Source organism: Saccharopolyspora shandongensis (genome assembly GCF_900106995.1).
GTDB lineage: Bacteria > Actinomycetota > Actinomycetes > Mycobacteriales > Pseudonocardiaceae > Saccharopolyspora > Saccharopolyspora shandongensis.
In genome coordinates, this window is the sequence record NZ_FNOK01000044.1 from 14,274 (window position 1) to 40,761 (window position 26,488).

The 26,488-nt window shown below is 71.1% G+C and carries 30 protein-coding genes and 1 tRNA gene; 12 read left to right on the forward strand and 19 right to left on the reverse strand.

The features are described from left to right. Positions 1-204 precede the first annotated feature (204 nt). The 4 genes from BLW84_RS33305 to BLW84_RS33320 all read right to left on the reverse strand — a co-directional run bounded on the left by BLW84_RS33305 (position 205) and on the right by BLW84_RS33320 (position 2,040). Positions 205-1,110 (reverse strand): hypothetical protein, encoded by a 906-nt coding sequence (locus tag BLW84_RS33305; protein ID WP_143061181.1) that lies wholly within the window; start codon positions 1,108-1,110, stop codon positions 205-207. Between the two features lie 212 nt (positions 1,111-1,322). Continuing rightward, positions 1,323-1,397, reverse strand: a tRNA-Val gene (locus tag BLW84_RS33310). A gap of 68 nt (positions 1,398-1,465) precedes the next feature. Then, positions 1,466-1,666, reverse strand: coding sequence for a DUF4177 domain-containing protein (locus tag BLW84_RS33315; protein WP_093273837.1), 201 nt, complete (start codon positions 1,664-1,666; stop codon positions 1,466-1,468). Positions 1,667-1,731: 65 nt separating this feature from the next. Further along, complete coding sequence (locus tag BLW84_RS33320) at positions 1,732-2,040, reverse strand: SH3 domain-containing protein (RefSeq protein WP_093273644.1); 309 nt, start codon at positions 2,038-2,040, stop codon at positions 1,732-1,734. 153 nt (positions 2,041-2,193) lie between these two features. Here BLW84_RS33320 and BLW84_RS33325 point away from each other — a divergent pair, with 153 nt between their 5' ends. Beyond that, positions 2,194-2,547, forward strand: coding sequence for a VOC family protein (locus BLW84_RS33325; protein ID WP_093273647.1), 354 nt, complete (start codon positions 2,194-2,196; stop codon positions 2,545-2,547). Positions 2,548-2,554: 7 nt separating this feature from the next. Here the strand turns inward: BLW84_RS33325 and BLW84_RS33330 are convergent, their stop codons facing one another. Continuing rightward, complete coding sequence (locus tag BLW84_RS33330) at positions 2,555-3,463, reverse strand: TIGR03620 family F420-dependent LLM class oxidoreductase (protein WP_093273650.1); 909 nt, start codon at positions 3,461-3,463, stop codon at positions 2,555-2,557. A 98-nt stretch (positions 3,464-3,561) separates the two neighbouring features. Here BLW84_RS33330 and BLW84_RS33335 point away from each other — a divergent pair, with 98 nt between their 5' ends. After that, on the forward strand, positions 3,562-4,119 hold the full coding sequence (locus BLW84_RS33335; protein WP_093273652.1) for a TetR/AcrR family transcriptional regulator: 558 nt from the start codon (positions 3,562-3,564) through the stop codon (positions 4,117-4,119). 67 nt (positions 4,120-4,186) lie between these two features. Here the strand turns inward: BLW84_RS33335 and BLW84_RS33340 are convergent, their stop codons facing one another. Next, on the reverse strand, positions 4,187-5,407 hold the full coding sequence (locus tag BLW84_RS33340) for an NADP-dependent isocitrate dehydrogenase (protein WP_093273655.1): 1,221 nt from the start codon (positions 5,405-5,407) through the stop codon (positions 4,187-4,189). A gap of 204 nt (positions 5,408-5,611) precedes the next feature. On the opposite strand from BLW84_RS33340, the gene BLW84_RS33345 reads away from it, so the two are divergent. The 3 genes from BLW84_RS33345 to BLW84_RS33355 all read left to right on the forward strand — a co-directional run bounded on the left by BLW84_RS33345 (position 5,612) and on the right by BLW84_RS33355 (position 7,293). Further along, positions 5,612-6,442 carry a metal-dependent hydrolase gene (locus BLW84_RS33345; protein WP_093273657.1) on the forward strand — a complete coding sequence of 277 codons (831 nt, stop codon included), beginning with the start codon at positions 5,612-5,614 and terminating at the stop codon, positions 6,440-6,442. A gap of 138 nt (positions 6,443-6,580) precedes the next feature. After that, complete coding sequence (locus tag BLW84_RS33350) at positions 6,581-7,009, forward strand: hypothetical protein (RefSeq protein ID WP_093273660.1); 429 nt, start codon at positions 6,581-6,583, stop codon at positions 7,007-7,009. Between the two features lie 83 nt (positions 7,010-7,092). Further along, complete coding sequence (locus BLW84_RS33355) at positions 7,093-7,293, forward strand: DUF1918 domain-containing protein (protein ID WP_093273662.1); 201 nt, start codon at positions 7,093-7,095, stop codon at positions 7,291-7,293. A gap of 124 nt (positions 7,294-7,417) precedes the next feature. On the opposite strand, the gene BLW84_RS33360 is transcribed toward BLW84_RS33355, so the two are convergent. Beyond that, positions 7,418-8,098 carry a TetR/AcrR family transcriptional regulator gene (locus BLW84_RS33360; RefSeq protein WP_093273665.1) on the reverse strand — a complete coding sequence of 227 codons (681 nt, stop codon included), beginning with the start codon at positions 8,096-8,098 and terminating at the stop codon, positions 7,418-7,420. Positions 8,099-8,187: 89 nt separating this feature from the next. Between BLW84_RS33360 and BLW84_RS33365 the strand changes: the two genes are divergently transcribed. Together BLW84_RS33365 and BLW84_RS33370 are read left to right on the forward strand one after the other, a co-directional pair. After that, a complete protein-coding gene (locus BLW84_RS33365; RefSeq protein ID WP_093273668.1) occupies positions 8,188-9,285 on the forward strand; it encodes a medium chain dehydrogenase/reductase family protein in 1,098 nt (365 codons plus the stop codon). 41 nt (positions 9,286-9,326) lie between these two features. Beyond that, positions 9,327-10,163 carry a DUF4253 domain-containing protein gene (locus BLW84_RS33370; protein WP_093273670.1) on the forward strand — a complete coding sequence of 279 codons (837 nt, stop codon included), beginning with the start codon at positions 9,327-9,329 and terminating at the stop codon, positions 10,161-10,163. Between the two features lie 135 nt (positions 10,164-10,298). Here BLW84_RS33370 and phnE read toward each other — a convergent pair whose 3' ends face one another. The 10 genes from phnE to BLW84_RS33420 all read right to left on the reverse strand — a co-directional run bounded on the left by phnE (position 10,299) and on the right by BLW84_RS33420 (position 19,846). Beyond that, entirely contained in the window at positions 10,299-12,035 is a 1,737-nt protein-coding gene (gene phnE, locus BLW84_RS33375) for a phosphonate ABC transporter, permease protein PhnE (RefSeq protein WP_093273839.1), read from the reverse strand. 5 nt (positions 12,036-12,040) lie between these two features. After that, the gene (gene phnC / locus BLW84_RS33380; RefSeq protein ID WP_093273673.1) at positions 12,041-12,808 is read right to left on the reverse strand and encodes a phosphonate ABC transporter ATP-binding protein; all 768 of its coding nucleotides are present in this window, start codon (positions 12,806-12,808) and stop codon (positions 12,041-12,043) included. Beyond that, positions 12,799-13,713: a phosphate/phosphite/phosphonate ABC transporter substrate-binding protein gene (locus tag BLW84_RS33385; RefSeq protein ID WP_093273675.1), complete on the reverse strand. Its 915-nt coding sequence runs from the start codon at positions 13,711-13,713 to the stop codon at positions 12,799-12,801. Before BLW84_RS33385 ends, phnC begins: the two co-directional genes overlap by 10 nt. Next, the gene (locus BLW84_RS33390) at positions 13,710-14,399 is read right to left on the reverse strand and encodes a phosphonatase-like hydrolase (protein ID WP_093273677.1); all 690 of its coding nucleotides are present in this window, start codon (positions 14,397-14,399) and stop codon (positions 13,710-13,712) included. Before BLW84_RS33390 ends, BLW84_RS33385 begins: the two co-directional genes overlap by 4 nt. Beyond that, entirely contained in the window at positions 14,396-15,514 is a 1,119-nt protein-coding gene (locus BLW84_RS33395) for a TIGR03364 family FAD-dependent oxidoreductase (RefSeq protein ID WP_093273680.1), read from the reverse strand. The genes BLW84_RS33390 and BLW84_RS33395 overlap by 4 nt, the downstream gene beginning before the upstream one ends. A 122-nt stretch (positions 15,515-15,636) precedes the next feature. Next, the gene (locus tag BLW84_RS33400; RefSeq protein ID WP_245761556.1) at positions 15,637-16,392 is read right to left on the reverse strand and encodes a GntR family transcriptional regulator; all 756 of its coding nucleotides are present in this window, start codon (positions 16,390-16,392) and stop codon (positions 15,637-15,639) included. A 21-nt stretch (positions 16,393-16,413) separates the two neighbouring features. Further along, positions 16,414-16,713 carry a DUF3017 domain-containing protein gene (locus BLW84_RS33405; RefSeq protein WP_093273685.1) on the reverse strand — a complete coding sequence of 100 codons (300 nt, stop codon included), beginning with the start codon at positions 16,711-16,713 and terminating at the stop codon, positions 16,414-16,416. A gap of 47 nt (positions 16,714-16,760) precedes the next feature. Continuing rightward, positions 16,761-17,612, reverse strand: a complete 852-nt coding sequence (locus BLW84_RS33410) for a bifunctional methylenetetrahydrofolate dehydrogenase/methenyltetrahydrofolate cyclohydrolase (protein ID WP_093273688.1) — start codon at positions 17,610-17,612, stop codon at positions 16,761-16,763. Between the two features lie 6 nt (positions 17,613-17,618). Further along, positions 17,619-18,611: a DMT family transporter gene (locus BLW84_RS33415; RefSeq protein WP_245761557.1), complete on the reverse strand. Its 993-nt coding sequence runs from the start codon at positions 18,609-18,611 to the stop codon at positions 17,619-17,621. Beyond that, the gene (locus tag BLW84_RS33420; protein ID WP_093273843.1) at positions 18,608-19,846 is read right to left on the reverse strand and encodes an MFS transporter; all 1,239 of its coding nucleotides are present in this window, start codon (positions 19,844-19,846) and stop codon (positions 18,608-18,610) included. The genes BLW84_RS33415 and BLW84_RS33420 overlap by 4 nt, the downstream gene beginning before the upstream one ends. 296 nt (positions 19,847-20,142) lie before the next feature. On the opposite strand from BLW84_RS33420, the gene BLW84_RS33425 reads away from it, so the two are divergent. Further along, positions 20,143-22,680: a glycohydrolase toxin TNT-related protein gene (locus tag BLW84_RS33425; RefSeq protein WP_093273690.1), complete on the forward strand. Its 2,538-nt coding sequence runs from the start codon at positions 20,143-20,145 to the stop codon at positions 22,678-22,680. Positions 22,681-22,918: 238 nt separating this feature from the next. On the opposite strand, the gene BLW84_RS33430 is transcribed toward BLW84_RS33425, so the two are convergent. Beyond that, positions 22,919-23,509 (reverse strand): pentapeptide repeat-containing protein, encoded by a 591-nt coding sequence (locus BLW84_RS33430; protein ID WP_093273693.1) that lies wholly within the window; start codon positions 23,507-23,509, stop codon positions 22,919-22,921. 42 nt (positions 23,510-23,551) lie between these two features. On the opposite strand from BLW84_RS33430, the gene BLW84_RS33435 reads away from it, so the two are divergent. From BLW84_RS33435 to BLW84_RS48550, 3 genes are all read left to right on the forward strand, one after another. Further along, positions 23,552-23,902: a VOC family protein gene (locus BLW84_RS33435; RefSeq protein ID WP_093273695.1), complete on the forward strand. Its 351-nt coding sequence runs from the start codon at positions 23,552-23,554 to the stop codon at positions 23,900-23,902. A gap of 72 nt (positions 23,903-23,974) precedes the next feature. Beyond that, positions 23,975-24,553, forward strand: coding sequence for a class I SAM-dependent methyltransferase (locus tag BLW84_RS33440; RefSeq protein ID WP_218157569.1), 579 nt, complete (start codon positions 23,975-23,977; stop codon positions 24,551-24,553). Beyond that, a complete protein-coding gene (locus BLW84_RS48550; RefSeq protein WP_218157570.1) occupies positions 24,535-24,678 on the forward strand; it encodes a hypothetical protein in 144 nt (47 codons plus the stop codon). The genes BLW84_RS33440 and BLW84_RS48550 overlap by 19 nt, the downstream gene beginning before the upstream one ends. Before the next feature lie 4 nt (positions 24,679-24,682). Here the strand turns inward: BLW84_RS48550 and BLW84_RS33445 are convergent, their stop codons facing one another. Beyond that, the gene (locus BLW84_RS33445) at positions 24,683-25,144 is read right to left on the reverse strand and encodes a universal stress protein (RefSeq protein WP_029536194.1); all 462 of its coding nucleotides are present in this window, start codon (positions 25,142-25,144) and stop codon (positions 24,683-24,685) included. A gap of 57 nt (positions 25,145-25,201) precedes the next feature. Between BLW84_RS33445 and BLW84_RS33450 the strand changes: the two genes are divergently transcribed. Then, positions 25,202-26,479: an ArgE/DapE family deacylase gene (locus tag BLW84_RS33450; RefSeq protein ID WP_245761558.1), complete on the forward strand. Its 1,278-nt coding sequence runs from the start codon at positions 25,202-25,204 to the stop codon at positions 26,477-26,479. Positions 26,480-26,488: the final 9 nt, after the last annotated feature.

Below are 26,488 nucleotides of genomic sequence, written 5' to 3' on the forward strand. Positions count from 1 at the left end.
TCGCACCGGGTCACTACAACGTGTGGCCACTGCGCGACATCGGTAACGACGCCTAGATCAAAGCAGATAACGGTCCTCAATGGACACGTTTTGGCAACGCTCAGAAACCCGAAAAGTGACTCTTGTTTCAGGTTAGCCGGTACCCAGGCCCACGACTACCCGATCGCGTGAGGTGACGGGACCGGGCGGCCGCGCGGTGCGCCGTCAGGAGTACCGGATCTCTGGGAAATCGCGCTGCGCCTGGACGAACTGCGCCTCCCACTCCGCGGGCCAGCCGAACGCCTCGGTGGCGAGGCCCTTCAGGTTCACCCCGGCCGCGCCGCTCATGAAGTGCACGAACTCGCCCCAGTTCATGTCGCGGGCGAATTCCTCGCCGGAGGAAGGGAAGTACCGCCCCAGCAGGTCGAAGTAGCGCACCATCACCTGGGCGCCGCCGTGGTCGCGCCACAGCGGGTGGAACCAGTCGCGGAACCAGTGCGTGCCGGCGCGCGGGAAGTCGTCCACGTGGTCGTCGGCGGTCTTCCGGTTGTAGAAGTCTTCGGCCTCGGCCTCCATCCCGAGCGACTTGTAGACGTCGTAGATGTAGAACTCCATCCACTTGCTGTCGCCCCACAGGCCGAACGCGGGCGAGCCGTGCTTCCCGGCGGCGATGCTCTCGACGACGTGCCCCGCCTCGTGCGTCACGATCTCGTACTGCGGCGTGGCCCAGTCGTCGCCGCCGACGTCGCTGACGTTGCGGAAGTCGTGCGACTCGTCGTAGATGGTCGACGGGTGGCCACCGTAGTACTTGCCCTCGTGGTGGATCGAGTACAGCCGGTCGGCCGTCATCTGGTTGCCGGAGTTGCCGTAGGTCTGCTGCGAGTACTGCCACATCGAGGTCAGGTACGGCATCAGCCATTCCCGCGCGGCCGGGTCGACGTCCTGGTCGAAGTAGAGCGCCACGGTGTCGTTGTGGTCCATCAGCCGCAGGTTCTGGTCGTGCTCGAACCAGTGCTCCTGCCAGGTGGCGGGCGGCGGATCCGCCATCGGCGCGGAATTCCCGGCGCTGGCGACGCCGGGGACCACCGCCGCCAGCGCCAGCACCATTGCCGCGATAGCCCTGCTGCGCATGTCACACCTCGGGGCTCGGGGATGTTGGTCCAAACCAACGTAGGCAGGCCGATGCGCACTGTCACCGGCAGAACCGGGCAGGTTCCCCATCGGGCAACAAGTCGACACGTCGACCCCGCGGAATCCACAGTGGACATCGAATCGGCCGCGGGCCCGCGGACACCGCAGGAACGGCGAAACCCCGCCGGTGTCGCCGACGGGGTTTCGAGTGGTGGTGCGCGATACTGGGATTGAACCAGTGACCCCTACCGTGTCAAGGTAGTGCTCTCCCGCTGAGCTAATCGCGCCGAGCGGCTCGGCCGCTTGCAGGGTTCAGCTTAGCCGACCCGTGGAAACGGCCGTGCACCGCCCCGCCTCACACCTGGCGCTCGAAGGTGACCAGGAGTCCTTCCACCCCGCCCGGGCCGAGCCGCCCCTTGACGTCGGCCCCGGTGATCGCCTTCAGCTGCCAGCCATCGGCGGCGTGGTCGTTGAGGACCCGCTCCAGCTTGTCGCCCGACATCTTGCCGCCGAGCCACTTCTCCCGGAGTTCCACGACCTTGTACTGGTACGGCATCGGCACTCCCGTCCGTTCGAAACACGTCCCAGGAGTCCAACGGCGCGCGCCGCCCGCCGGTTCCGTCAGGGATCGCAGGAACTGCCCGGCACGGGCGCCAGGAACTCGGCGGCCGCCCAGCGCGCGCCGCCCAGATCGCGGAAGCCGCCGACCACGTTGGGCGTCGCCGTCACCTCCTCGCCGTGGCCCAGCCTGCCCACCCGGTCCTCCCCGGAACCGGGCCCGGAGCGGACGTTGAGGACGTCGGCGGTGACGTGGAATGCGCACGGCTCGGGCTCCCCGACGCCGAACCCGGCCTGGCCGGTGCCGGCCAGGTAGCTCACCCCGAGCACACCGGCACCGATGAGCAACAACGGACGAGGCAACAGGAACACGGCATACCTCCTGGTCCGGCACGGTCAACCCAGCTATAACCGGCCGGGCGGCGACCGCGGAACCCCGGGCACCCGTCGGCACGGCCGGTTCAGCGACTCGGGTGTCGCCCGCCCGACCCCCGTGCGCGGGCGGTAGTCCGGTTGAATCCCGGCATGCCCGCACGCTTCAAGGACCTCGCACTGGACGCGCTCGACCACCAGGCGTTGGCGGACTGGTGGTGCCGAGCGATCGGCTACGTCCGCCGGGACAGCCTCGCCGACGCCGGCGAACGCCCCGCCGAGTGGCCGGTGCCGATCGTCGACCCGGCCGGCGTCGGTCCGCTGATCTGGCTGAACCCGGTGCGCGAGCCGAAGAACGGCAAGAACCGGATGCACCTCGACGTCGTCGGCGACCGCGACGGACTGCTCGCGCTGGGCGCGACCCTGGTCCGGGCCAGGGACGAGGAGATCGGCTGGGACATCCTCGCCGACCCCGAGGGAAACGAGTTCTGCGCCTTCGCCCCCTGAGCGCCGGCTACCTCTGGACGAGCGCCGCCAGCTCGCGCCACTGGGACATCGGCAGTTCGCCCGGCGTCGCCGTCAGGACCTGCAGGCAGACGTGGTCGGCGCCGGCCTGGAAGTGCTCCCGCACCCGTTCGGCGATGCTCTCGATGTCGCCGCCTGCGACGACCGCGTCGACCAGCCGGTCGCTGCCGCCGTCGGCGAGGTCCGCTTCGCCGAAGCCGAGCCGCAGCAGGTTGTTCCGCTGGTGCGGGGCCTGCAGGTAGCCGCCGACGTGCTCGCGCTGCGTCCGGCGCGCCCGCTCCCGGTCCGGGTCGAGCACGACGGCCTGCTCGACCGCGAGGTACGCCTCCGGGCCCATGCGTTCGCGCGCCATCGCGGTGTGCGCGACGGGCACGAAGTAGGTGTGCGCTCCCCAGGTGCGTTCGACGGCCAGGTCGAGCATCTTCGGCCCCAGCGCGGCGAGGAGTCGTCGGGGCGGCACCGCTGCCGCCACGGCGTTGAGCGGAACCTCGTCCAGGTTGTCGAGGTAGTCGCGCATGCTCGACACCGGCTTGCCGCTGAAGGGGATGCGGTAGCCGACGAACGCGGTCGGCGAGCCGGGAACCCGGTGTCCGCCGAGGCCGAGCACGAACCGGCCCGGGTGCTGCTCGCCGAGCGAGCGTTCGGCGGCCGCCATGGCGATCGGATCTCGCAGGTAGATGTTCGCGATACCGGTCGCCACCGCGATTCGCTCCGTCGCACCGAGCAGCAGCGCGGCCTGGGACACCGCATCCCGGCCGAACGCTTCCCCGAACCACACCGTGCCGTAGCCCAGTTCCTCCAGTTCCGCCGCGGCATCGCGGACCCGCGCGGCGGGGTGCGGATCGAACGCGAACGTCCAGATTCCGAGCCTGCCGAGGTCGTGCTGCGTGTGGGACATGTTCTCGCGTCTCCGATTAAGCTGAGGCGACCTCCGGTTATCCGGGATAATACGGAGGAAGCCTCCGCTTGGCAACGATTTTCCCGATAGGTGAGGACATGACGACCGAGCGACGCCCGATGCGGGCCGACGCGCGCCGGAACTACGAACGACTGCTCGCGGAGGCCGAGGCCGCCTTCCGCGAGCACGGCACCGACGCTTCGCTGGAGGAGATCGCGCGCAGCGCCGGAGTCGGCATCGGCACCCTCTACCGGCACTTCCCGACGCGGGAGGCGCTGCTCGAAGCACTGCTGCACGACCGCTTCGCCACGCTGTGCGAGATGGGCGCCGACCTGCTGGGCGCGAAGTCGCCGCGGGCCGCGCTGATCACCTGGCTGCGGGAGTTCGCGAAGTCGTCGAACAGGTACCAGGGGCTGCCCGCTTCGGTGGTGGCGACGCTGAACGACGAGGAATCGCGGCTCTACTCGTCCTGCCATGCGATGCGAGAGGCGGGGGAAAAGCTGCTCGTGCGCGCCCAGCAGGCCGGCGAGGTCCGCCCCGATCTCCTGGCGAACGAGCTCCTGCTGCTGGTGGCGTCGATCTCGTGGGCCAGCGAGCACAGCCCGAACAGCATCGACCGCTTCCTGACGCTGCTGGTCGAGGGCATCCGGCCCTGAGCCGCGCCTGCCTGGAAGCGGAAAACGCCGCCCCCCTGGTGGGGAGCGGCGTTCGCGGTGCGGAAGATCAGCGGTCGGCCATCTTCTTCTGGAGGTTCTCGTCCAGCGTCGCGAGGAACTCCTCGGTGGTCTGGAACGCCTGGTCGCCGCCGACGAGCAGCGCCAGGTCCTTGGTCATCTTGCCGCTCTCGACGGTCTCGATGACGACCTTCTCCAGCGTGTCGGCGAAGCCGACGACCTCCGGGGTCGAGTCCAGCTTGCCCCGGTGCTGCAGGCCACGGGTCCAGGCGAAGATCGACGCGATCGGGTTGGTCGAGGTGGGCTTGCCCTGCTGGTGCTGGCGGTAGTGGCGGGTGACCGTGCCGTGCGCGGCCTCGGCCTCCACCTTGCCGTCGGCGGTCATCAGGACCGAGGTCATCAGACCCAGCGAGCCGAAGCCCTGCGCCACGGTGTCGGACTGCACGTCACCGTCGTAGTTCTTGCAGGCCCAGACGTAGCCGCCCTCCCACTTCAGGGCGCTGGCGACCATGTCGTCGATCAGCCGGTGCTCGTAGGTGATGCCCTTGGCGTCGAACTCGGCCTTGTACTCGTTGTCGAAGATCTCCTGGAACACGTCCTTGAACATGCCGTCGTAGGCCTTGAGGATCGTGTTCTTGGTCGACATGTAGACCGGGTAGTTGCGCTCCAGGCCGTAGCGGAACGACGCGCGGGCGAACTCCTCGATGGACTTGCGGTAGTTGTACATGCCCATCGCGACGCCGCCGTCTTCGCCGAACTTGGCGATCTCGAACTCGATCGGCTCGCCGCCGTCCTCCGGCGTGTACGTCATCGTGACCGTGCCCGGGCCGGGGACCTTGAAGTCGCTGGCCTTGTACTGGTCACCGTGCGCGTGACGGCCGATGACGATCGGCTTGGTCCAGGTCGGCACGTAGCGCGGGATGTTGGAGATCACGATCGGCTCGCGGAAGATGACGCCGCCGAGGATGTTGCGGATCGTCCCGTTCGGGCTCCGCCACATCTTCTTCAGGTCGAACTCCTCCACGCGGGCCTCGTCCGGCGTGATGGTGGCGCACTTCACGCCGACGCCGTGCTTGGCGATGGCGTTGGCCGCGTCGACCGTGACCTGGTCGTCGGTGGCGTCCCGGTGCTCGATGCCGAGGTCGTAGTAGTCGAGGTTGATGTCCAGGTACGGGTGGATCAGCTTGTCCTTGATGAAGGACCAGATGATCCTGGTCATCTCATCGCCGTCGAGCTCGGCTACGGTGCCCTGGACCTTGATCTTGCTCATGTGGCGGGGTGCTCCTCTCGCGAGAATGCAAGCGGTACAAGCGTACTGCTATCGGCTTCGATTGTGCCTTGCCCCCGCCGTCCGCCACCACCCCGGCGGACGCGCGTTGCGCCACTGTTCCCGGCCTCGACCGGGTGTCGTGATCTTCTTCTACGCTCGACATCCGACTGAGCGATCTTTGGCTGGGCGATCTTGGAGGGGGCCGTGGCGACCGGACCGACGCACGCGATGAGCGGGGTGGCTGCTTGGGCGGCAGTGACCGCCCTGGCCGACACTCACGCGCTGGGACAATTATCCCCGAAGACCTGGGTGGTCGGGGCCACGCTTTCCGCCGGGGCGGCGCTGCTGCCCGACATCGACCACCCCAAGTCGACGGTGGCCAGCACCTTCGGCGCCGTCTCACGCGGCGCGTCGGCCGGGATCAGCGGCTTCAGCGGCTTCATCTACCGGCTGACCCGCACCAAGCACGACAGCAACCGGGAGGGCACCCACCGCGGCTTCACCCACACCGTCGTCTTCGCCGCGCTCGCCGGGCTGATCACCACGGCCATCGTGCAGACCAGCCAGGGCGCCGCGCTCGGCGTGCTGATGTTCTTCTTCGCCGGGCTCGCGGTCCGCGGGCTCCTGCACACCTGGTCGTCCAGCAAGGACGCGCTGATGATCACGGTGGCCTCGGTGCTGCTCACCCTCGCCTGCTGGGCCTGGGCCGGCGACCAGCCCACCAACGCCGCGGCCTTCGGGGTGGCGGTGATGATCGGCTGCATCGCGCACTTCATCGGCGACGCGATCACCGAGCAGGGCTGCCCGATGCTCTGGCCGGTGCCGCTGAGCGGCAAGACCTGGTATCCGGTGGCGCCGCCGAAGCCGATGCGGATGCGCACCGGCGGCAAGGTGGAGATGGTGTTCGTCGGCCCGGGCCTGACGATCGCCGCGGTCGTGCTGAGCGCCGTCGTCCTCTACCGGATCGGCGCGGCCCCGTGGATCGCCCAGCTCGACCTGCCGCCCGAGATCATGGCCTGGATCTCGCCGTCCTGACCCGTCTCGCTCCCGGATCCACGGGATTTCGCCGATCTCGAGCTCGTTGGATGCGACATTTCGCCCATCGCTCGTTCCGGGGTCGATAGGGTACAAGAGCGGCATCACTTCGATGCCGCCCGAAGCCCCGGAGGGAAGATGCGAGCTCGAAAGAGGTTCGTGGTGGCAGCCCTGGCGCTGCCGCTGCTGACCGGCCTCGCCGCGTGCGGCCAGGTTCAGGAGGTTCAGCAGGGCCTGCAGAACGCCGACGAGCAGATCCAGCAGGCGCAGCAGAACCTGGATTCGATTTCCGCCTGCGCGCAGGCGATCAACGTCGCGAGCTTCATGCCCAACTTCGCCAACCCGCAACAGGCGAAGGCCGACGCGGAGGCGAAGGCCGAAGAGCTGCGCAAGCTGGCCGATCAGACGGCCGACCAGACGCTGCGCCAGAACCTCCTCGAGGTCGAGCAGTCCGTGCAACGCGTCGCCTCCGGCGAGATCACGCTGGAGGCGAGCGCGGAGTGGACCACCGCCCAGCTCGAGCGGTACCAGCAGGTGACCACCACCTGCTCGCAGATCGGCAACTGAGGCGAACACTCACACCTCCGCGGCGCACCCGATGCGCGGTGTGGCCCCGGTCACCTAGTCTGGGACCGCGGAGGTGATGGGTGATGAAAGCAGCCGTTGGTGATCGACTGCACGTGCACAGCAGGCACGTCGACGAGGCCGACCAGGTCGCCGAGATCCTGGAGGTCCGCGGCGAGGACGGCGCCCCGCCGTACAAGGTCCGGTTCAAGGACGGCCACGAGGGCCTGGTCTACCCGGGCGGCGATTGCTCGATCGAGACTCCCCGTCCCCGCGAAGGGGACTGACCCGCTCGGCCGCTCCGCCGCACAGGACGGCGGAGCCGCCCGAATCGCGCCGCCGCGGCTCCTCCGGGCGTTGCCTCGCAGCTCCAGACCTCTCCCCCAAGCCGAGGCACCCCGAGGAGCCGCCTCATTGCCAGGGCTGGTCGAGCACCGATTCCAGCTCCGCCCGGAACAGCGGTTCCGGGTCGACGAGCATCCCGCCGAACTGCCCCTCCACTTCGAGGCTGATCAAGCCGTGCATCCGCGACCAGGCCAGCAGCGCTCGCTGCAGGACGGCCGGCGGGAGCGGTGATCCGCCGCGCCGCTCGCGCCAGGCGGTGAGCTGCCGGTCGAACGCGGTGCGTTCCGCGGGCAGCCCTCCAGGAGCCAGGTCGGCGACGGCGTCGACGACGGGCCGGAAGGCCCGGTCGGCGAGGTCGATGGTGAGCTCCGGGGCCCGGAAGCCCGGCACCGGCGTGCCGAACAGCAGCAGGTACCGGTGCGGCTGCGCCAGCGCCCAGGACCTGAACCGGGCGCCGAGTTCGCGGAACCTCGTCGCGGGTTCCGCGCCGCGATGCGCTTGCGCCGCCGCCTCCATCGCGTCGCCGAGGTCGTTGTAGGCGTCCACGACCAGATCGGTCAGCAGCGCGTCCCGGCTCTCGAAGTACCGGTACAGCGCGGGGCCGGTGACGCCCATCCGCTTCGCGATCGCGTTCACCGAGATCCCCGCCGGTCCCGATTCGGCGAGCTGGTCGAGCGCGACCTGCTTGGCCTCGTTGCGGGTCCGCTCCCGGAACCGCTCTCGCGGGCTGCGCGGCGCTGCGTCCATGTCCCCTCCTCTTGACACGCCCACCGTAACAGGCTCATAGTTATGTTATAGATTCTAACAATCAAACGAACTTGTTACGAGGAGTCGGCATGGGCATCCCCACCACCGGAACCGAGATCGCGCTCACCGGCCTCGGCGGGACCGAAGTCGTCACCACGCGGCGCAGCGCGCCGCCCGCGCCGGGACCGCACGGCGTGCTGGTCCGGGTCGAAGCCACCGGGGTGTCCTTCGCCGAGGTGCAGATGCTGCGCGGGCGCTACCCGGCGCAGCCGAAGTTCCCGTTCGTGCCCGGCTACGACCTGGTCGGCGAGATCGTCGCGGTCGGCTCGGCGGTCACCGGGTGGCGGCCGGGCCAGCGGGTCGCGGCCATGCCGCGCACCGGCGCGTGGGCCGAGTACGCCGAAGTCCGGGATGCCGAACTGGTTTCCGTGCCGGACGGGGTCGATGCCGGCGACGCGGCGGCGATGATCCTCAACGGCGTCACCGCCTGGCAGCTGCTGCACCGCGCCGCGAAGATCCGAAGTGGACAGACGGTGCTGGTGCACGGCGTCGGCGGCGGTGTCGGCGTCCTGCTGGCGAAGCTCGGCGTCGCGGCCGGCGTCCGGGTGATCGGGACGGCGTCCGCGAGCCGGCACGAAGCGCTGCGGGACATCGGCATCGAGCTCATCGACCACCGCACCGAGGACGTCGACGCCCGCGTGGCCGAGCTCGCGCCCGGCGGCGTGGACGCCATCTTCGACCCGCTCGGCCCGGAAAGCCTGGACCGGTCCTGGCGACTCCTCGCACCGGGTGGCTCGCTGCACGCCTACGGCAGTTCGGCGACGCTGCACGACGCCGGGCCGTGGTGGCGGCCCTACCTGGGCCTGACCCGGCGGCTCGCCCGATGGGAGCTGGCGCGGCTGCTCGGGCGCACCGGCGGCCGGCGCGCCCGGATGTACTACATCAGGCCGAACGCGCAGTTCCGAACGGACCTGACCGAGCTGTTCCGAATGGTCGCCAGTGGACAGTTGCGGCCGCTGGTCGCCGAGCGGCTGCCGCTGGAATCCGCGGCACGCGCGCTCGACCTGCACATCTCGGGCAGCCGCACCGGCCGAATCCTGCTGATCCCGGGACTTCCCGGATCTCGCCGGGGCGTGACCGCCGCGGGCTGCGCACGCCACGCGAAACCGGTCGAGGCCAGGCTCTAAGGTGGTCCGCGACGAGGGGCGTCTGCCTAGGAGGCGGTGAAGTGTTGCGAGACGACCGGCAAGCGGGGGCTCCTGCCGACCTGTCCGCGGTTTTCGGCACCGGTGCAGGGGTTTCCGTCCCGCTACCGCCCGGCGAGGTCCTGACCGAGCAGACCACCCTCACCGACAACCCCGACCCGCTGTGCTGGATCAGCGACGACGCCCCGGCGCCGCAGCTCGTCGCCGCGCTTCGCGCCGAGCACCGCGTCACCGGGCTGTGGCCGCTGCTGCTGTGCGACAGCGACGAGGTCTACGGGGAGCGGTGCACGGTCGGCGTCGTGCCACCGGAACCGCTGGAGCACATCGACCGCTGGCGGGTGGTCGACGTGATGGCCCGGATCTGGGACGGCTTGGTGCAGGCCGACGACGAGCTCGGCCCGGCGTACGACCTGGAAGTCCTGGCACCGTTCGACTACAACTGCCCGGGGCCGGCGCGGGGCGGGAACCTGCTGGCGGATCCGGACGTCCTGGCCAACCAGCAGCTGCCGCGCTTCATCGACGCCGACACCCGGCTCGCGCTCATCCCGGTGCGGCGCGGCGCGGACGTGCTGACGGCGCTGGGCTGGTCCGGCGCGGCGAACCACGTGTCGCGCACGGCCGGGCTCTCGGCGATGGCCCGCAGCTGGGAGGAGCGGTTCGGGGCGCGCCTGCTGCGCCTCGGCCCGGACCGGCTGGACCTGAGCGTGGCGGCACCGCCGCAGGACTCGGACCACGCCGCGGCCGTCGCGGCAGAGCACTGGACCTTCTGCCCGGACCGGATCCTGCAGGAGACGGGCACCCTCGAGGCCTACGCCCAGGAGATCCGCGGCCGCCGCACCTGGTCCTTCTGGTGGGAGTGAGCGCGGGGCTCCGTTCTGCCGGCAACGAGCTCGTGAGTGTTCTTGGTTGCCATGGCGACCAAAGACACTCACGAGAGTTGACCTGCGAAAACCCGCTCGGGCGCCGTGTACCGCCGACACCCGTCCGGGGCACCCTCAGGCGTGGAGGACCTTGCGGAGCCAGAGGGCCAGCAGTTCGACGAGCATCACCACCGCGAAGGTGAGCAGCAGAACCGTTGTGACCACGCCGAATTCCAGGACCCGCGAGGCGTTCAGCAGGTAGTAGCCGATGCCGCCCGCGCCGACCAGGCCCAGCAGCGTCGCCGAGCGCAGGTTCGTGTCCAGCTGGTACAGGACGTGCGCCACGAACGCCGGAGCCGCCTGCGGGACCGTCGCCGCGAAGAACACCTGCAGCCGGTTCGCCCCGGTCGCGCGCAGCGCCTGCTCGCGACCGCGATCCACCTCCTCCAGCGAATCCGCGACGAGCTTCCCCAGCAGGCCCACCGATCCGACGCCCAGCGCGAACGCGCCCGCGACCGCGCCCAGGCCGGTGATCACCACGAACACGATGGCCAGCACCAGCTCCGGCACCCCGCGAACCGCGAGCACCACGCCGCGGAAGAACTTCGCCACCGCCGGGCTCGGCGCCACGTTCGCCGCCGCCAGCGCGCCGATCGGCAGCGCCAGCACAGCGCCGATCAGCGTCGCGGCCAGCGCGATCTGAACGGTCACCAGCAGCTCGGCCAGCAGCTCACCGAGGATGCCACCGGTTTCCGGCGGCCAGAACAGCGCCAGCGTCGGGCCGAAGTTGGTGATCGCGCGCTCGAACTGGGCGAACGAGATGTCGGCGCCCCAGATCGACGCGGCCACGATCAAGGCGGTCAGCAGCCAGTAGCCGGCGCGCCGCACCCGAGCCGCCGTCCACTGAGGACTGATCCGGGCGCGCTCCCGGTCGGAGCCGCTCGCCGGTCGCCGCTGCGCCGGCACCTGCACGCCGGGCGCCTTGCGCCCGGTCAGCGCCGCGAGCACGCCGCCGGACCTCCCGCGACGCTCCTCACGCGCGCCCAGCAACGCCTGGCGGATCGAACCGGACACGATCTCGACCAGCACGCACAGCAGGAACACCACCGACGCCAACGCCATCCCGCGCTGGTAGTCGAGGGTGCGCAGCGAATCCGCGATCGCCTGCCCGAGCCCGCCGACGCCGACGAAGCCGAGCACCACCGACACCCGCAGGTTGATGTCCAGCCGGTGCAGCGAGGTCGCCACGAACGACGGCAGCACCTGCGGCAGGACGCCGCTGACCAGCTGCTGCAGCCGGGTGCCGCCGGCCGCGCGGATCGCGGTGCGCGGCCCCTCGTCGATCTGCTCGATGGCGTCCGCGTACAGCTTGCCGATCATGCCGACCGAGTGCAGGCCCATGGCGAGCACGCCGGTCAGCCCGCCGAAGCCGAACATCCGGAAGAACACGATCGCCAGCACCACGTCCGGGACCGCGCGGGCCACCACGATCACCACGCGCGCGCCGAACCGGCCGACGCCGCCGAGCGTGGTGTTGCGCGCCGCCAGCACCGCCACCGGCACGCTGATCAGCGACGCGACCAGCGTCGCGCAAACCACGATCGCCAGCGTCTGCCCGGCCAGGCCGAGCAGTTCGCCGATCGGCGGGAAGTCCAGCGGCAACGTGCGGGCCGCGAAGTCCGCCGCGTTGCCAAAACCGTCCACAATGGTCGCCAGGTTCAGCCGCAGGTCGCCGAACGCCCAGATCGCGGCGCCCAGCAGGGCGAGCACCACCAGTGCCGCCGCCGCGCCCTCCGGGCGGGGCCGGGCCAGCGTCCGGCGGCGCGGCGCCGACCCGGTCCGGCGGGCCGGCGCTTCTGCTGTCGTGGTCACGGAATTCACCCCGCCGTCGCGAGCTCGGCCGATCCGACCTTGGCGTAGATCCCCATCGCCGCGTCCCGGCTCAGCCCGTCGACCGGGGTGTCCAGCACGACGCTCCCGGAGCGCAGCCCGACGATCCGGTGCCCCCAGCTCAGCGCCAGGTCGACCTGGTGCAGGCTGCAGAGCACGGTGAGCCCGTCCTCCCGGCCGATCTCCGCGATCAGGTTCATCACCTGCGCCGCCGAGTCCGGGTCGAGCGACGCGACCGGCTCGTCCGCGAGCAAGATCTCCGGCTTCTGCAGCAGCGCCCGCGCCACCGCGACCCGCTGCTGCTGGCCGCCGGAGAGCGTGTCCGCGCGCTGCAACGCCTGGTCGGTGAGGCCGACCCGGTCCAGCTGCTCCATCGCGGCGTAGCGGATCCGCTTCGGGTATGCGAAGAGCCCGAGCCGCGGGCCGCGCAGGCTGCCCAGCGCGCCCGTGCACACGTTCTCCAGCACCGTCAGCGAGCCGACGAGGTGGAACTGCTGGAACACGAACCCGACCCGGCGGCGCAGCGCTCGCAGGCCGGATCCGCGCAGCGAACCGACGTCCTCGCCGAGCACGCGGACGCCTCCGGAAGTCGCGCGCTGCAGCCCGTCCACGTGGCGCAGCAGGGTGGACTTGCCCGATCCGGAAAGCCCGAGCAGGACGACGACCTCGCCCTGCTCCACGTCGAGTGACACCTCGTGCAGCGCCCGAACGCTGCCGAAGGACTTGCCGACCCTGTCGAAGGCGATCACTGGCATTGCTTGTCCTTGGTCACGTCGCAGACCTCGCGGATGCCGTTGTAGAAGGCGTCGTCGACCGGGGCGAACCCGTACCCGTCGACGTCGCCGATCTTGCACTCCCCGGTGCAGAACCCGTTGGCGCGCAGGTAATCGCTGTTGGCCTTGTCCCGCAGCGCGGCGGTGATCTTCTCCTTCACCGCCGGGTCCAGGTCGTCGGAGATGGCGACCGGGTCGCCGGGGATCACCACCGACTTCCACACCGTGGTCAGCTGGCCGGGCTGCAGCTGGCCCTTCTCGACCAGCTGGCGGTCGACCATGCTGTCGTAGGCGAACCCGGCGTCGCAGTCGCCCTTGGCGACCGCGATCGCGGAGGCGTCGTGGCCGCCGGCGAAGACCGGCTGCACGTCGGTGTCCGGGTTGATGCCCGTCTGCAGCAGGCCCGCCTTCGGGTACAGGTAGCCGGAGGTCGAGGTCGGGTCGACGAAGCAGACCTTCTTGCCGCGGAAGCCGGCCAGCGACGTGATTCCGCTGCCGGGGCGGGTGATCGCGTAGGAGCGGTAGCCGGGCTGCTCGCCCTTCGCCTCCACCTGGCCGGCGACCGCGTTCGCGGGCACGCCCTGCTTCTTGGCCAGCACGTAGGAGAACGGGCCGTACTTCGCGATGTCGATCTTCCCGGCGCGCTGGCCCTCGATGATCGCGGCGTAGTCGGTGGCCTTCTGGAAGGTGATCTTCTTTCCGGTCTCCTTGGCCAGCAGGTCCAGCACCGGCTGGAAGTCCTGCTGCAGGCTGGCCGATTCCTCGGACGGGATGGCGGCGAACACGAGCTCGTCGGACTCGCCGCCCTGCTCGGCCGCGCTCGGCCCGCACGCCGAGAGCAGGCCCAGCACGGCGAGTCCGACGACCAGTCGGCTGATGCGTTTCACGACAGATCTTCCTTTGCTGGCAGTACGAGTCCGAGGAGGTCGCGGACGGATTCGAGGACGTGGGTGGCACCGGCCTCGGTGAACGCGGCGCGGTCGTGCGCGCCGGTGAGCACACCCGCGACGATCGACGCCCCGGCGCGCAGGCCGGAACGCACGTCGTACGCGGTGTCGCCGACGGTAGCGACCTCGCGCACGTCGTCGATGCCCAGCCGAAGCAGGGCGGTGAGCACCATGTCGGGGTACGGCCGGCCGCGGCCGGCCTGCGCCGGGGTCAGGGTCAGGTCGGTCAGCCCGCCCCAGCCCAGCGCGTCGATGATCTGGCGCTGCGTCGTCTCGGAGAAACCGGTGGTCAGGGCGACCTTGATGTCGTTGTCGCGCAGGCGCCGGATCGCCGCGGCGGCGCCGTCGATCTCCCGGCAGTCGCCGTCCGCGACGCGTTCGGCGTACGCCCGCTCGAAGGCCTGGTTCGCTTGCTGCGCACGGTCTTCGTCGCCGTCCAGCAGATGCCGGAAGACGGTGATCTTCGATTCGCCCATCGTGCGGCGGACGTAGTCGAGCATGCCGGGGAACGCGGCGCCGTCCTCCGCGACGCCGACCTCGCCGATCGCCTGCGTGAACGCCCGCTCCACCAGGCCGTCGTCGGCCACCGTCGTGCCGGCCATGTCCAGCACCACCAGCTTGATCATGCGTCGATCTCCTGCCAGGTGTCGGCTGCGATCGCCGGGGAACAGGTCATGCCGCGCCCGCCGGGGCCGGTCACCAGCCAGACGCCGGGGAGCACCTGCTCGCGGTGCACGACGCGCGACTTGTCCGCGGTCTGCGCGTAGACCCCGGCCCAGCGGCGCGCGATCCGCGGCAGCGGGCGGCCGAGCAGTTCCTCGGCGCGCTGCTTGAGGTGTTCGTAGGGATCTTCTTGAACATCGAAGGCGAACGGCGCGTCGTACTCGTGGGTGTCGCCGATGGTCAGTCCACCGTGGACCCGCTGCACCATCAGCAGCTGCATGCCGTTGTCCGCGGCCACCTGCGGCTGCGGCTCGGCGGCGTTGAGCGCGTCCAGCGCCGCCCCTCGATAACCGGGGTAGTAGCGCATGCTGTCGCCGTCGGCGATCGAGGTCGTCAGGGTTTCGCCGAGCGGATCGGTCTGCATCATCTGCAGCCGGACCCGGCGAACCGGCAGCTCCGGCCGCAGTTCCCGGACCAGGCCGCCGAGGGCCGCGCCGGTGCAGAGGACCACGACGTCGGCTTCGTGCCGCTCGCCGGTGTCGTCCCGCGCCCAGCCCTCGCCGACGTCGCGAACCTCGCGACCGGGCAGCCAGGAGTAGCGGCCGGTCTTCGCGAGGTGTGCGCGCAGCGCGGGCTGCGCGATCCGCGACTCGACTGCGCCATCCTGCTCGCACCACAGGGCGGCCAGCATCTCGCCGCGCAGCGCCGGGTTCAGCGTCCTCGCCTCGGCCGGGTCCAGCAGCTTCGTGCCGCGCTCGGCGGCGTCCGCGCGGGCGACGAACTCCTCCGCCACCGCCAGCTCGGCCGGCGTCCGGAGCACGGTCAGCGAGCCGTTGTCGCGGAAGCCGAGCTCGGGCACGTCCGCCGCGATGCGCTCCCAGTCCTGACGGGCGCGCATCGCGACCTCCAGGTCCGGTCCGGCTTCCCGGCCGCTGACCCAGATCAGCCCGAAGTTCCGGACCGAGGCACCGCGGGCCTCGGCCTCCCGCTCCAGGTGCACCACTTCATGGCCCCGCTCCAGGGCCCGCAGCGCGTGCATGGTGCCCAGCACGCCGCCGCCAACAATCAGAACTCGCACGGCGCAAACATTCGCGACCGACGACGAATGGCCAGTGCAGACGCGGCGAATCCCAGGTGAACACCACCAGAAGGACTAGATCAGTTATCTGTTCGTTATCAAAGGTGGTGCGCGGCGCGATTTCAGTCGCGGAGGCGGGTGACGAGGCTGAAGCGGTCGCCGCGGAACAGGGAGCGGACCCGCTCGATCGGCTCGCCGTCCGGGGTCCACGAGCACCGGTGCAGCAGGATCATCGGCGTCGCCGGGTTGGTGCCGATCAGCAGCGCCTCGCGCGGCGTCGCGAGCACCGTCTCGATGCGCTCCTCGGCTTCGCCGAACCGCACGCCCAACTTCTCCTGCAGGAACGCGTACAACGAACCGGTCGGGTCGAACTCCCCCAGCAACTCCGGGAAGCGCTGCTTCGGCAGGTAGCTCGACTCCAGCCCGACCCGCTCGCCATCGGCCATCAGCACCCGCTCCAGGTGCACCACCTCGGCCCCCGGCGCCAACCCGAGATCCGCCGCCAGGCGCGGATCCGCCGACCGCGACTCGACGGTGATCACCGTCCGGCCGGGCTCCTTGCCCTGCGCCCGGACGCCCTCGGTGTAGCTGGCCAACGCCAGCGGCTGCACGATCTTCGGCGGCGCCACGACGGTCCGGCTGCCCTGCCGGCGGATCAGCCGGCCTTCGAGCACCAGCTCGGTGACGGCCTGCCGCAGCGTCACCCGCGAGACGCCGCACCGCTCCGCGAGCTCCCGCTCCGAGGGCAGCGCGGCTCCCTCTCCCAGTTCCTCGACGAGTTCGAGCAGCTCGATCTTCGCGGCGTAGTAGCGCGGAATCCGGCCGTGTTCCGGGATTCCGGAACGAACCGGCTCATCCGCCCGGTGATCGATGCGCACGACGAGCAACCCTACGGGGGCTCAGCCCAGCAATCCGCCGCCGCCCTTGATGGTCATCGCCACCGCGATGATCACCAAACCGAACCCGCTGTAGACGAGTACGTCCACGGCCCGGCTGCGGATCGTCAGCAGCCCCGTCCGCTCCGGCGGGACCATGGCGCGCATCGCCGCCGCGAGCAGCAGCGCGCCACCGAGCAGCACCGAACCCTTCCGCCAGTGCCCCAGCGAGACCAGGAGCAGCCCGATCAGCCCGATCAGCAGCACCAGGCCGAACGGCACGTGCACCGACAGGCGCGACCTGCCGCCGAACCGTTCGCTCACGCCGTTCCTCCCATCGTCGTGCCGTCTGCGGCGGACCCCCGCACGAATCAGCCGGCGTTGCGCTCCGCGGCCTCGACGACGTTGCTCAGCAGCATCGCGCGGGTCATCGGCCCCACCCCGCCCGGGTTGGGCGACACGAAACCGGCGACCTCCACGACGTCCGGGTGCACGTCCCCGGCCAGCCCGGCATCGGTGCGGCTCACGCCGACGTCCAGCACCGCCGCGCCCGGCTTGACCATGTCGGCCGTGATCAGGTGCGGCTTGCCGGCCGCCGCGATGACGATGTCCGCGCGGCGCACCTCCTCGGCGAGGTCCCTGGTGCCGGTGTGGCAGAGCGTGACGGTCGCGTTCTCGCTGCGCCGGGTGAGCAGCAGGCCGATCGGGCGGCCGACCGTGATGCCGCGGCCGACGACGGCGACCTGCGCGCCGTTCAACGGCACGTCGTAGCGGCGCAGCAGCTCGATGATGCCGCGCGGCGTGCACGGCAGCGGCGCCTCCTCGCCGAGCACCAGGCGCCCCAGGCTGATCGGGTGCAGCCCGTCCGCGTCCTTCTCCGGCGCGATGCGCTCCAGCAGCGGGCCCGCGTCGAGGTGCTTGGGCAGCGGCAGCTGCACGATGTAGCCGGTGCAGGCCGGGTCGGCGTTGAGTTCGTCCAGCACCGCCTCGACGTCGGCCTGGCTGACGTCGGCGGGCAGGTCCTTGCGGATCGACTTGATGCCGACCTTGGCGCAGTCGTTGTGCTTGGCGCGCACGTAAGACTGCGAACCCGGGTCATCGCCGACCAGCACCGTGGCCAGCCCGGGGGCGTGCCCCTGCTCAACGAGCTTGGCGACCCGCGGCCGCAGCTCGTCGAAAATCGCGTCCTTGGTGGCCTTGCCGTCCAGAATCGTCGCGCTCACGGCTATTTATCGTGGCAGACGGCGTCCGGCGCGTCCCGGCCGGTCCGGCAATGCCGCCACGCCGACGGCGACCAGCGTGAGCAGCACGCCGAGCACAGTGGACGCCGGGATGCCCGTCTCGGCGGCCGGGGCGAACACGTCTACGAGCAGCGCGCCGACCAGCTGTCCGGCGATCATGCCGAGGCTGAGCACCAGCACGCCGGTGAAGCGCACCAGCGCCACCGTGCCGCCGATCACGAAGATCCCCAGGAAGCCGCCGGTGTAGAGCCACGGCTCCGCAGGGAAGTGCGGGAGGCCGCGCAGCGCGACCTCGACCGCGAAGGCCACCGCGAGGGCGGTCATCCCGATGCCGAAGTTGAACATGGCCGCGAACACCGCCGAGTCGACCGCCTGCTTCATCCGGCCGTTCACCGCCGCCTGCCAGCCGAGCCCGATCCCGGCCAGCGCGGGCAGCAGCACCAGCCAGCTGGCCTCGCCGCTGCCCAGATTCGCGGACACCGCGATCACCACCGCCACCACGGCGAGCCCCGCTCCGAACAGCCGCGTGGGCGTCACGTGCTGCGGACCGGCGGGGCCCAACCCGAGCCGGTCGACGACGAGCCCGCTGCTGACCTGCCCGGCAACCACCGCGACGGTGAACATCGCGACGCCGAGCGCGGCCGCCGCCATGCCCTGGGTGAACACCAGATATCCGCCGCACACGCCGCCGAGGCACTGCCACGGCCGCAGCCCGCCCGGCCTGCGCAGCTCAGTTCGCAGGTTCTGCCAGCCGCGCCTGGCCTGCGGGAACGCGAAGGTGGCGGCCAGGAGCACGACGAATCCGCCGAAGAACGAGATCAGCCCGGCCGCGATGCCGTCGTCCATCCGCACGCCGAGCGCACCGTTGATCCGCGCCTGGATCGCGAGCAACACCCCGATCCCGGCGGCGCCGGCCATGCCGAGCATCCGTTCCCGGGTCTTCGGCCGGTCTTCCTGGTGTCGCAACGCAGAAACAGTCACGTAGTCGCACTCTCCTCCTTCGCCTGCGGCGCACGCGACGCCCGGGCGCTGTGATGTGCGACAAACCCGAAGCCCACGAAGGCCAGCCCGGCCGCCACCGCGGCGGCCAGCGCCGGGCCGGAGAGGTCGAGCATCCAGCCCGCCAGGGGCGAGGCGATCGCCCCGCCCAGCGTGGTGGCGCTGGTCAACCAGCCGAACGCCTCGCTGCGCCGCTCAGCGGGCGCCAGGTCCGCGATCCGCCCGTTGCCCGCGGCCAGCGTCGGCGCGATCGCCGTGCCGCCGATCAACAGGATCGCGCCGACCAGCCACGGCGAGCCCGGATCGGCGATCGGCGGCAGCACCGGCACCAGCGCGGCCATCCCCAGCGCGCTCAGCAGAACCCGCAGCCACAGCCGCGGCCGCGCCGCGAAGCCGCCCGACACCAGGCCACCGGTCAGCGACCCGATCGCCCACACCATGGCCAGCAGCCCCGCGAGCTCCGGCGCACCGCGCTCCCGGGCCCAGCCGACGAGCACCAGGTCGATCGAGATCAGGCCGCCGACCAGCGCGGCGTAGAACAGCAGCAGAGACGTGAAGCCGCGCACCCGGAACAGCGAACCCGCCCTGCCGGCGCCGCTCGCGCCCTCCTTCGGCGCCTCGCGCAGTCCGGCGCGCAGCAAGGACGCCGCGAAGATGATCGATCCGAGCGCCGCCCAAGCCGCGCAGGCCAGCATCGCGACGACCGGGCCCCAGATCGCGACCACGAAGGTCGCCAGCATCGGCGCGACGACGAACAGCAGCTCCTGCAGCGTCGCCTCCACCGCGAAGGCCGCTTCCCGCGCCGGACCGTCGGTCAGCCGCGGCCAGATCGCCCGGCCGACCTGGGTGATCGGCGGGTGCGACAGCCCGGTGAACAGCGCAACGGGCAGGATCAGCCACCACTGCGCCGGATCCGCCCAGCGCGTCACCAGCACCAGCGCCACCATCCCCAGCCCGGAGCCCAGGCCCGTCACGACCAGCAGCTTCGGCGCCGAGCTGCGATCGGCGGACCGGCCGCGCAGCGGTCCGGCGATGGCCTGGCCGACCGTCACCATCATCCCGATGACGCCGCCGATGGCGTACGAACCGGTCCAGTCGACGACGAGGAAGGTCAGCACCATCGCCAACGCCGGCATGTGCAGGCGTCCCAGCAAGCTGAACGCCATCAGGCTCGACGCATGCGGAACCGCCGCGAGAAGTCGGTAGGGACGCAGCACGTGCCTCACTCTGGCTTCTGGCACGCCCGTGCCGCTACCGAATTTCGTCGACCGCCCGCCGCCGGTGGGGCGCCGCTGATCGATACACCTGGTGGTGTGATGTTCATCCGCCCGCCCAACAGGCAGGCTTTCGTGACGAGATCACCGCGCGCTGTGACAAGGATCTTGTGCGCGAGCACATGTGCTGGATGAACGGCACCGAACTCGCACACAGCGCACATGACCGCGCCCGCGTCGAGTAGCGTCTTGGCGGGGTGGAGTCGGGTTGCCTCGTCGAGAGGGGGAGGATGTCACCCATGTCGCGTCCGACAGCGATCAGTCCGGAAGAGCAGGAGCAGATCGCCCGCAGGATCGGGGTTCTGCTGTTACAGGGCGCTCCCGAGGACTGGCAGGAGATCACGGTGGAGTACCGCGCCACCGGTGAGTACCACGACCTGCTGGGTGAGGTCGCCGCTCAGGACGGCAGCTCCCACCCCTGGGAGCCGCCGATCGAACTGCAGGAGATCTTCGAGCGCCTGCGCGAAGGCATGTACCGGCCCGATGTGGGCACCTGGCTCAGCGCCCTCTACGTCGTGGAGCGCCCGTCGAGCTACCGCATCGATATCAACTTCGATTCCGAACCGCAGTGGCACCGCCCGCTGCCGCGCGCTGCGTACGTCGACGAGCTGCGTCGCTACCCGCGCGCCGAGGAGAACATCCCGGACTGGATGCGGGACCGCTTCGACGGCACCGCCCAGTCCCAGCCCGCCGAGCCGCCGATCGCCGAGGCATCGACCGCTGAGCAGCCGGTCGCCGCGGCGCCGGTCCCGGAAGCTCCGGTGACCGAGGCACCGATCGTCGAGCTGCCGATCGCCGAGGCACCGGTCGTCGACCCGATCGAGCCCGAGACCCCACCAGCCGCCGAACCCGCCGTCGCCGAAACGCCGATCCCTGAGCCGGGGATCGACGAGCCGGCCGGCGGATTCCAGGTCGCCAACGTCTTCGACGACTACGACGAGCAGGGCCGCCCGGTCGTCGCCGAGCGCGAGCCGATCCCGACCGAAGAAGTCGGGGCGCTGCGCCAGTACCTGGAGAACGCCCCGATCGTGCTCGCCTCCCGCGAGGACGAGGAGGACCAGCTCGACCCGGAGCGCACCGCGTCCGTGCCGGGCACCTGGCACACCGACGGCACCTGGTTGTGGCCGGGCGCCATCGCCTTCTACCTGACGCAGTACGGCGTGCCGCCGGAGGCCGAGCTCGTCGAGCACATCCGCCGGCACGCCTTCCAGGTGCCCGAGGTCGACGAGGCCACCCGCGACGCGGCCGTCAGCGAACTGCTCGACCAGCCCGCCGACGACCTCGACGGTGAGCTCGACCGCGAGCCGCAGGACTACGCCGAGCTCGTGGACGCCCCGAAGCCCGACTTCGACGACGAGGCGCTCGCCGAGCCCGAGCCGTCGGGCGGATCCCGGCACGTGCTCGACGAGACCGACGCGCCGGACACCCAGGAAGTGCTGGCCAAGCTGCACGACCGGCTCACCGACCACCAGGTGGACGGCAGCGGCTACCGCATCGGCAGCCACAGCCCGGACGCCTGGTGCCTGCTGGAGGACGGGGCCGACTGGGTCGTCACCGCCGGCTCCGACGACGGGGAGGACGTCCGGTTCGCCCGCGTCGACCACGCCGCGGCGTACCTGCTGGGCAGCCTCCTGATGGACCGGCCCGCGCCGACGCAGGTCGACGCGGCTGCGCCGCCGGCCGATCTGCCGCAGCGTTCCGCGCCGGACTTGCCGCAGCGGTCGCCGGAGATCGCCGACCTGCCGCAGCAGCCGGCGCCGGAGGTGCCTGACCTGCCACAACGTTCGGCACCGGAGGTCACGGACCTCCCGCAGCGCGCCGCAGAAGTGGCCGACCTCCCGCAGCGTGCCGCGGCGGAGGTCGCCGATCTCCCGCAGCGCGCCGCAGAGGTGACCGATCTGCCACAGCGTTCGGTGCCGGAACCGGATCATGGTGCGGCGAACCCGCTGTTCACCGCGAACCAGGAACCGAGTGGTGGACCGCAGGAACCGCCGCTGGACACCGCCGCGCAGGCGGGCGAAGAGGCGACGCGCTTCCAGCCCGCACCGCGCTTGGACCGGCCTGCGCCGCCGCAGTCGGCGCCGGCGGCTCCGCCGCCGCCGGTCGGGCAGCCCGTGCAGCCGCCGGTCGGCGGTCCGGGCGCACCGCCGCCGCTGCCGAAGCGTCAGCCGCGCCGGGAAAGCGGAGCGCCGGTGCCCCCGGCCGGAGGACCCGCGCAGGGTCTGGTCGGCGGCGCGGAGCGACGTCCGGGCCCCGGTGGGCCGGGCATGGCGGGGCCGCCCCGGCAGGGGCCGCCGCGTCCGCCGCAAGGCGGTCAGCCGGGCCAGCCGCAAGGCGGTCTGCCCGGTGCTCAGCCGCCGGGTGGTCTGCCCGGTGCTCAGCCGCCAGGCGGTCAGCCGCAGGGTGGTCAGCCGCAGGGCGGTCAGCAGATCCAGCCGCTCAGCGGTGAGCCGCCGCTGACGCTGTACCGGGACCGCCGGATCGTGATGCTGCAGCCGGGCACCGAACTGGACCGGTTCGGCGAGCCGAACGGCAACGTCACCTACACGATCCGCACGCCGTACACGCACCGTTCGCTGCCGCCGCAGTGGTCGAACCGCTCGTACTTCGCGTACCGGGTGCAGCGGCCGATCCAGGCGTTGCGCGGCACGGCGGTGCCGTGGTTCGAGCAGCCCGGCGGTGGCACGGCGTTCGTGCTCCCGACGACGATCGGCGACCTGCTCGCGGACGGCTCCCTGGCCGAGATGCCGGCCAACGACCGCCCACCCATGGAATAACCGATCCAGCTCAGCGCGAAGGGCGCCTGCGACCGGCAACGTCGGTCACGGGCGCCCTTCGCTCGTTCCGGGCTTCTCCTTGCCACGGCGGGCTTTTCGATTGCACCTCGGGTTCCATCGCCAAGGGCGGCGGAAACCCGATGCTGGAGCACCTACCAGAGGGCGAGGCGTAAGTCCCTTTCAGGTCAACGAGTTCCGGCGAGCTTCGCGCCGCGCGCGCTGCCCGACGCGCGGCCGGTCAGTCGACGCGGAGGCCGTGGGCCGCTGCGAACGCGAGTGCCGTGATCGTGTCGATCCGGGCACCCCAGAGCTTCGCCTGCACCAGGGCATCGGCATCGACCCGAGCGTCGCGCAGGTCCGCATCGTCCAGCCGGGCACCGAGCATGCGGGCGCCGGTGAAGTCCGCCTCTCGGAGATCGCAGCGGCGCAGATCGCATTCGACGAGATTGGCTTCCCGGAACCGGATTCCGCGCAGGTCCAAGCCGCGCAGATCCGCCTTGCCCATGCCGACCAGCGTCAGATCCGTCTCGCGCAGCGTCCAGGCGCGCAGGCGGCAGTCCACGAAGCTCGAACCGAGCAGGCTGCATCCATCCATTGTGGACTTCCCGAACACGGTGCGCTCGAACTTGCACGACCGGAACGCCGTCGCGACGTGCTTCGAGCCGTTGAGATCGGTGCCGGTGAAGACGCAGTCGGAGAACACGCAGTTGCGGGTGCTCAGGCCCGTCAGATCGGCGTCGGTGAAGTCGCAGCGCTCGAAGGTCCGGCCCTCCCACTGCTCGTCCGTCAGCACCGCGTCCTGGAAATCCTCGCCGACCAAACTCGTCATGCTCCTAGAGTGGCACGGGACGCCGACCTTCCTGGAGGCACCATGCGCGTGCGCCGAGTCGTACCCAACATCCACGCCGACGACCTCTCGGCCACCCGCGACTTCTACGTCGACACCCTGGGCTTCCAGGTCGTCATGGACCTCGGCTGGATCGTCACCGTGAGCGCACCCGACGATCCTCAGCGCCAGATCAGCATCATGAGCGACGACGCCACGGCGCCGACGCACCCGGACATGTCCGTCGAAGTCGACGACGTCGACGCGGCGCACGAGGAAGCCCTGCGGCGAGGCCACGAGATCGTGCACCCGCTGACCGACGAGCCGTGGGGCGTCCGCCGCTTCTTCTGCCGCGACCCCAGCGGAACGGTGGTCAACATCCTGTCCCACCGGTGAGCATTAACAGCCGATCGTCGCGAGCGAATTAGTCCGTGGCGCCCTGCGGTGGGTTCTGCCAGCCTGCGCCGGGTGAATCCGATAGTGCTCGCGCATGCAGACCTCGACTTCAACGCGCCGATGTCGGACGCCCGCGCCGAAGAACTCATCGCCGCGCTGGCACCGCTGGACTCCGCCGAGATCGTCGATCTCGGCTGCGGACGGGCGGAGCTGCTGCTGCGACTGCTCGAAGCGGAACCGAGCGCGACCGGCATCGACACTACCGACGAAGAACTGTCCCGGGGCCGTCACAACGCCGAGGCTCGCGGTGTGGCCGAGCGGGTGCGGTTGGCGCAAGGCGACGCCTGCAGCTGGGACGGAACCGCGGACGTGGCGATCTCGATCGGCAGCAGCCACGCGTGGGGCGGCACCCGGCAGGCGCTCGAAGCGATCCGGCCACGACTGCGCCGCGGCGGCCGACTGCTCCTGGGCGAGGCCTTCCGGGACACCGCTTCGATGCGGAACGACTCGACGTGGACCTGTCGCTCGCCGAACTGGTCGAGCTCACCGAAGGATGCGGATTCCGCATGCTGCGGCTGGCCACCGCCGGCACCGACGAGTGGGACGGCTTCGAATCCCGCTGGTGCGGCGCCTTGGAGAAGTGGCTGCTGACCAACCCCACCGCGGCCGGACGCGACGAAGTCCGCGCCCTGGCCGACGAGCGCTGCACCAGGCGGCTGCGCGGATACCGCGGCCTGGTCGGCTTCGCCTACCTCGTGCTTACCCCGGGCTCGTGAGAGCTCAAGGCACGACGACGACCGGCCGGACCGCCTCGACGACCAGCGTCGCCGGCACGGTGCCGAGCAGTCCGCCGCGCCGGCGGGACCGGCCGACCACGATCAGGTCCGCCCGGTACTGCTCGGCGACCTGCTCCAGGCCGACGGCCGGGTCGCCGCGGTGGTGCACGAAGTCCCAATCTATGTCCACCCACTTCAGGTGGGACACGACTTCCTTCTTCAGCTCTTCGACCAGGCTCTCGGCCGCCTCGCTGGCCACGGCTACGCCCATCGGCGACCAGTAGGCGACGCCGCCCACCGCCTCGACGTAGACCAGCACCAGGCGGGCACGCTCCCGCCTGGCCAGGCCGGCCGCCCACGCCGCGGCGTGGAAGCTCGCCGGGCTGCCGTCCATGCCCACGACGATGCCGCCCAGTCCGTCCTTGCCGATCTCGAATTCCCGCTCGGTCTTGTCGCCTTCGGCCACGCGGAGATGGTAGTGGGCGCGCGTCGAGCCGGTGGACGCATACGACACACTCGAAACGTGAACGGCGCGCATACACCCTCCGACCTCGAACGTCGCGTTCTCGACGCGGTGGACGTGAACGGGATTCTGGACGACCTGCGAGAACTCGTCGCGATCCCCAGCGTCGGCGGCACCGGCGGCGAACACGACGCCCAGCAGTGGTGCGCCGACAAGCTCGGCTCGCTGGGACACCGGGTGGACCACTGGCGCATCGACGTCCCGGTCCTCGCCGAGGAGCCCGGATTCCCCGGGCAGGAAGCCGATCGCGACGTCGCCTACGGCTGCGTCGGCGTGCACGGGGACGGCCCGGAGCCCGCGCTGATCTTCTGCGGGCACACGGACGTCGTCCCGCCCGGCGATCTCGACCGGTGGCCGAACCGCGACCCGTACGCATTGCGCGTCGCGGACGGCATTGCCGCCGGCCGGGGCACCTGCGACATGAAGGGCGGGCTGGCCGCGATCTTCGGTGCGCTGCAGGCCCTGCGCTCCGCCGGGATCCAGCTCGCCCAGCCGGTGGCCGTGCACACCGTCGTCGGCGAGGAGGACGGCGGCCTGGGGGCGTTCGCGACGCTCCAGCGAGGCCATCGCGGTGCCGCGTGCGTCCTGGCCGAGCCGAGCTCGGGCACGATCGTGGCCGCGAACGGCGGCTCGCTCACGTTCCGGCTCGAAGTCGCCGGTCAGAGCACTCACGGTTCCACCCGCTACCGCGGCGTGAGCGCGCTGGACAAGCTCGCCGCCCTGCTCCCGGCACTGCGTGAGCTGGAGGCCCGCCGCAACGCCGACCCCGACCCGCTGGTGGCACACCTGGAAGTGCCGTACCCGCTGTCGATCGGCATGGCGAAGGCCGGCGACTGGGCCAGCACGGTGCCGGACCTCGCGATCGCTGAAGGCCGCTACGGCGTGCGGCTCGACGAGTCGATCCCCGCCGCCAAGGCCGAGTTCGAAGCCGCCATCGCGCAGGCCTGCGCCGCCGACCTGTGGCTCTCAGAACACCCGGTGCGGGTGAGCTGGCCCGGCGGGATGTTCGCCAGCGGACGGCTGCCCGAAGGACACCGGCTGCTCGCCGAAACCCAGGACGCCGCGGCAACAGCCGGAGCGCCCCGCCCAACGGCGGTAGGCGCCCCGTACGGAACCGACCTGCGGCTTTACGCGGCCGCCGGAGTTCCGACGCTCCAGTACGGGCCCGGAGACATCCGCTACGCACACGCGCACGACGAGCACGTCGCGATCGCGGAGCTGGAACGGGCTGCGCGCGCCTACGCCTTGCTCGCGATCCGCCGCTGCGGCATCGCCTGATCCACCCCC